Source organism: Stenotrophomonas sp. NPDC077659, assembly GCF_050268705.1.
In the GTDB taxonomy this organism is placed as follows: Bacteria; Pseudomonadota; Gammaproteobacteria; order Xanthomonadales; family Xanthomonadaceae; genus Stenotrophomonas.
On sequence record NZ_JBNNHG010000131.1, the window covers coordinates 5,067 to 10,788 of the forward strand.

Annotated in this window: 4 protein-coding genes; 3 read left to right on the forward strand and 1 reads right to left on the reverse strand. The window is 66.8% G+C overall.

Going from position 1 to position 5,722, the window contains the following annotated elements:
• Nucleotides 1-100: 100 nt before the first annotated feature.
• Nucleotides 101-1,684, reverse strand: coding sequence for a propionate catabolism operon regulatory protein PrpR (prpR, locus tag ACQKDV_RS15525; RefSeq protein WP_427784897.1), 1,584 nt, complete (start codon nucleotides 1,682-1,684; stop codon nucleotides 101-103).
• 163 nt (nucleotides 1,685-1,847) lie between these two features.
• On the opposite strand from prpR, the gene prpB reads away from it, so the two are divergent.
• The 3 genes from prpB to acnA form a co-directional block, all read left to right on the forward strand.
• A complete protein-coding gene (gene prpB, locus ACQKDV_RS15530) occupies nucleotides 1,848-2,741 on the forward strand; it encodes a methylisocitrate lyase (RefSeq protein ID WP_427784899.1) in 894 nt (297 codons plus the stop codon).
• 36 nt (nucleotides 2,742-2,777) lie between these two features.
• A complete protein-coding gene (gene prpC, locus ACQKDV_RS15535) occupies nucleotides 2,778-3,935 on the forward strand; it encodes a bifunctional 2-methylcitrate synthase/citrate synthase (protein WP_427784901.1) in 1,158 nt (385 codons plus the stop codon).
• Nucleotides 3,936-4,032: 97 nt separating this feature from the next.
• Nucleotides 4,033-5,722: aconitate hydratase AcnA (gene acnA, locus ACQKDV_RS15540; RefSeq protein WP_427784902.1), on the forward strand; the 1,690-nt coding region annotated here is incomplete at its 3' end.

Consider the following 5,722-nt stretch of genomic DNA (forward strand, 5'->3'; position numbering starts at 1 on the left):
CGGTCATTGCGGTGTTCCTGCAGAAGCGCCTGCAGTTGCGCGCGTGGCGGGCGCTCGAAAAATGAAAGGCCAGTATGTCACCACGCCAGGCTGCGGATCGTTACAACCCCTCCGCGCGCAGCCAGCGCCACAGCGTGGTACGTGAAACGCCCAGCGCCTGCGCCATGCCTTCGCGGTCATTGCGGTGTTCCTGCAGAAGCGCCTGCAGTTGCGCGCGTGGCGGGCGCTTGCCGTTGCTGTCCAGGGGCAGGGCGGTCGCGCTTTCGTCCGCCAGCTCCGGGGCCAGCTGCAGCAGGCGCGGGGCGCCAATGGGCTCTTCGCCCGGTTGCCAGTGGATGCGCAGGCGATCGACCAGGTTGCGCAGTTCGCGCACGTTGCCCGGCCATCCGGCGGCGGTCAGGACGGCCATCGCGTCCTCGCGCAGCGGCGCATCGATACCGCGCAGCTGGCGGAAGAAGTGCTGGACCAGCAGCGGCACATCGCTGCGGCGCGCACGCAGCGGGGGCAGGGCGATGCGCAGCGCGGCCAGCCGGTAGTACAGGTCGCGGCGGAAGCTGCCGGCCGCCGCGCGCTGTTCCAGTGATTGCAGTGTCGCGGCAACCACGCGCAGATCCACCGGCGTCGGTTCGGTAGCGCCCACGCGCAGCACCTCGCGTTCTTCCAGTACCCGCAGCAGACGGGTCTGCAATGGCAGCGGCAGTTCGCCGATCTCATCCAGGAACAGGGTGCCGCCGTCGGCAGCCTCGACCAGGCCGACGCGTCCACCGCGCCGCGCGCCGGTGAAGGCGCCATCGCTGTAGCCGAACAGCTCCGCTTCCAGCAGCGACTCGCTGATCGCGCCGCAGTTCAGTGCAACGAAGCGGCCCCGACGACCACTGGCTGCGTGCAGCTGGCGCGCGACCAGTTCCTTGCCGGTGCCGGTTTCGCCGGTGACCAGCACGGTGCTGTCATGCGGGGCGTACAGCGCGATCTGCGCGCGTACCTGGGCCATCGCCTCGCTGTCGCCGAGCAGGGCATGCGCATCGCTGCGTGGAGGACTGCGACGGCGCGCGACCGGACGGCTGCTGCCGGAGCGGGCCAGGGCCTGGGTCAGTTCCAGTGCGTGTTCGAACGCGTGCCGTACCGAATCGGCCGAGTACAGCAGCACACCGGGCAGGCCGGCCTGTTCGGCGTGGTCGATGGCCATGCCGGTGCCGACGATCACCTCGATGCCATTGGCGCGCAGGTCGGCGATGCAGTCGCGCGCATCTTCGCGGGTGACAAAGCGGCGGTGCTCGATGTCCAGGCCGAAGCTGTGCTGGAAGTTGCTGAACACCGGCACGTCGCTGGCGTGGGTGACCAGGCCGATGCGCGGGGCGATGCGGCGGGCGCGGGCCAGTGCCTCCATCAGGTCGAAGCCGTTGGCCTGGATCGGCACCAGCGGCAGCTCCAGCCGCCCGCGCAGCCAAGCCGCGTTGGAGCCGCCGGCGATGACCACGTCGCAGTGCTCGCGGCGCAGGCGCTGGCCGATCACATCCACTGCTTCCTCAAAACCGAGGTTGATCTGCTCGATGCGCGCGCGGCGGTCGAACTCTGGGATGACATCGCCGAGCAGGCCGGTCAGGCGCGAGACGCTGACCGTCCAGATGACCGGGCGGCCGGGGTCGGCATCGGCGTGGCGCAGGGGCGAGCGGGGCAGGTACATGGCGGCGGCGATGGGTAGCGATGTTTCATGATACGCCTGTTTCACATGTTTCATATGTTTCATATGTTTCATGTGTTTGGCGCGGTCATGCCTTTGAAATCAACTGCTTGCAGCTTGGCATGGTGTTTGCGCCTCCTATCCCGTTCCCTACCTGGATTGCCGCATGACCGCTTCCACTCCTTCTTCCGCCGGTGCCCGCTTCCGTGAGGCCCTGGCTGCCGAATCGCCGCTGCAGGTGATCGGCGCGATCAATGCCAACCACGCCCTGCTGGCCAAGCGCGCCGGCTTCCGCGCCATCTACCTGTCCGGCGGCGGCGTCGCGGCCGGTTCGCTGGGCCTGCCGGACCTGGGCATCAACACCCTGGAAGACGTGCTGATCGACGTGCGCCGCATCACCGATGTCTGCGACCTGCCGCTGATGGTCGACATCGACACCGGCTTCGGCCCGAGTGCGTTCAACATCGCCCGCACCGTGAAGTCGCTGATCAAGGCCGGCGCCGCCGCCTGCCATATCGAAGACCAGGTCGGCGCCAAGCGCTGCGGCCACCGCCCCGGCAAGGAAATCGTTTCGCAGGGTGAAATGGTCGACCGTGTGAAAGCTGCCGCCGATGCCAAGACCGATCCGGACTTCTTTCTGATCGCCCGCACCGACGCCATCCAGGTGGACGGCGTGGACAAGGCCATCGAGCGCGCCATCGCCTGCGTCGAGGCCGGCGCCGACGGCATCTTCGCCGAGGCCGCCTACGACCTGGACACCTACCGCCGCTTCGTCGATGCGGTGAAGGTGCCGGTGCTGGCCAACATCACTGAATTCGGTGCCACCCCGCTGTTCAGCCGCGATGAACTGGCCTCGGCCGGCGTGGCCATCCAGTTGTTCCCGCTGTCGGCCTTCCGCGCCGCCAACAAGGCGGCCGAGAACGTCTATGCGTCGGTGCGCCGTGAGGGTCACCAGCGCAACGTGGTGGAGAGCATGCAGACCCGCGAGGAGCTGTATGACCGCATCGGCTACCACGCCTTCGAACAGCAGCTCGACGCCCTGTTCGCCGCCAAGAAATAAGCAGTACCCTGCACCATCAGTTTTCGGAGGGAAAACATGAACGATACGACCGCAACCCCGACCTTCAAGCCGAAGAAATCCGTCGCCCTGTCCGGCACCGCCGCCGGCAACACCGCGCTGTGCAGCGTCGGCCGCAGCGGCAACGACCTGCATTACCGCGGCTACGACATCCTGGACCTGGCCAACACCAGCGAGTTCGAGGAAATCGCCTACCTGCTGGTGCACGGCAAGCTGCCGACCCGCGCCGAACTGGTTTCGTACAAGGCCAAGCTGAAGTCGCTGCGCGGCATTCCGGCCGCGGTGAAGGCTGCGCTGGAAGAACTGCCGCCGTCGGCGCACCCGATGGACGTGATGCGCACCGGGGTGTCCGTGCTCGGCTGCGTGGCGCCGGAAAAGGATGACCACAACCATCCGGGCGCGCGTGACATCGCCGACAAGCTGATGGCCTGCCTCGGTTCGATGCTGCTGTACTGGTACCACTGGAGCCACAACGGCCGCGCCATCGACGTGGAAACCGACGACGACTCCATCGGCGGCCACTTCCTGCACCTGCTGCACGGCGACAAGCCGCAGGATTCGTGGGTGAAGGCGATGCACACCTCGCTGATCCTGTACGCCGAACATGAGTTCAACGCCTCGACCTTCGCCTGCCGCGTCATTGCCGGCACCGGCAGCGACATATACAGCGCGATCTGCGGTGGCATCGGCGCGCTGCGCGGCCCCAAGCACGGCGGCGCCAACGAAGTGGCCTTCGAAGTGCAGAAGCGCTACGACACCCCCGATGAGGCCGAGGAAGACATCAAGGCCCGCGTCGAGCGCAAGGAAGTGGTGATCGGCTTCGGCCACCCGGTCTATACCGTGTCCGACCCGCGCAACAAGGTCATCAAGGACGTCGCCCGCGAGCTGTCCGAAGAGCAGTCGAGCATGAAGATGTACGACATTGCCGAGCGCCTGGAAACAGTGATGTGGGACATCAAGAAGATGTTCCCGAACCTGGACTGGTTCAGCGCCGTCAGCTACCACATGATGGGCGTGCCGACTGCGATGTTCACCCCGTTGTTCGTGATCGCCCGCACCGCCGGCTGGAGCGCGCTCATCGTCGAACAGCGCATCGACGGCAAGATCATCCGCCCGAGCGCCAACTACACCGGCCCGGAAGATCGCGACTTCGTCGCCATCGACAAGCGCGTCTGATCCATCGGCTGTACCCATCCGGCCAGCCATGCGCCGGCCGGATGCCTTCCATGCCGCTTCGGCGGCACCCGGCCCGCCACAAGTACTCCGCCAGCCCATGAATACCGATTACCGCAAGAAACTCCCCGGCAGCACGCTGGACTACTTCGACGCGCGCGCCGCCGTCGATGCGATCCAGCCCGGTGCCTACGCCACGCTGCCGTATACCTCGCGCGTGCTGGCCGAGAACCTGGTACGCCGCTGCGACCCCGCCACGCTCACCGATTCGCTCACACAGCTGATCGAGCGCCGCCGCGACCTGGATTTCCCCTGGTTCCCGGCACGCGTGGTCTGCCATGACATCCTCGGCCAGACCGCGCTGGTGGATCTTGCTGGCCTGCGTGATGCGATCGCCGACAAGGGCGGCGACCCGGCCAAGGTCAATCCGGTGGTGCCGGTGCAGCTGATCGTCGATCACTCGCTGGCGGTGGAATGTGGCGGTTTCGATCCGCAGGCGTTCGAGAAGAACCGCGCCATCGAGGACCGCCGCAACGAAGACCGCTTCCACTTCATCGACTGGACCAAGCTGGCCTTCCAGAACGTGGACGTGATCCCGCCGGGCAACGGCATCATGCACCAGATCAACCTGGAGAAAATGTCGCCGGTGGTCTACGTGCAGGATGGCGTGGCCTTCCCCGATACCTGCGTGGGTACCGACAGCCACACCCCGCACGTCGATGCGCTGGGTGTGATTGCCATTGGTGTTGGCGGCCTGGAAGCAGAAAATGTGATGCTGGGCCGCGCCTCGTGGATGCGCCTGCCCGACACCGTTGGCGTGGAACTGAGCGGCCGCCCGCAGCCGGGCATCACCGCCACCGACGTGGTGCTGGCCCTGACCGACTTCCTGCGCAAGGAACGTGTGGTCGGCGCCTGGCTGGAATTCTTCGGCGAGGGCGCGGCGGCACTGACCATCGGTGACCGCGCCACCATCTCCAACATGTGCCCCGAATACGGCGCCACCGCCGCGATGTTCTACATTGATGCGCAGACCATCGATTACCTGCGCCTGACCGGCCGCGAGGAAGCGCAGGTGGCGCTGGTGGAAAACTACGCACGCACCACCGGCCTGTGGGCCGATGACCTGGCGACCGCGCAGTACGAACGCGTGCTGCGCTTCGATCTGTCCAGCGTGGTGCGCAACATGGCTGGCCCGTCCAACCCGCACAAGCGCGTGGCCACCGCCGAGCTGGCCGAGCGCGGCATCGCCGACGAAGCCAAGCTGGAAGCCGGCAAGGCCGAGCAGGCGCGCGGCCTGATGCCCGATGGCGCGGTGATCATCGCCGCCATCACCAGCTGCACCAACACCTCCAACCCGCGCAACGTGATCGCCGCCGCCCTGCTGGCGCGCAACGCCAACGTGCGCGGCCTGCAGCGCAAGCCATGGGTGAAGTCCTCGCTGGCACCGGGCTCGAAGGCCGTGCAGCTGTACCTGGAAGAATCCGGCCTGCTGCCGGATCTGGAACAGCTCGGCTTCGGCATCGTCGCCTTCGCCTGTACCACCTGCAACGGCATGAGCGGTGCGCTGGACCCGGCCATCCAGCAGGAAATCATTGATCGCGATCTGTACGCCACCGCCGTGCTGTCGGGCAACCGCAACTTCGATGGCCGCATCCACCCGTATGCCAAGCAGGCCTTCCTGGCCTCGCCGCCGCTGGTGATCGCCTATGCCATCGCCGGCACCGTGCGCTTCGATATCGAAAAGGACGTGCTGGGCGTGGATGCCGACGGCAACGAGGTGCGCCTGAAGG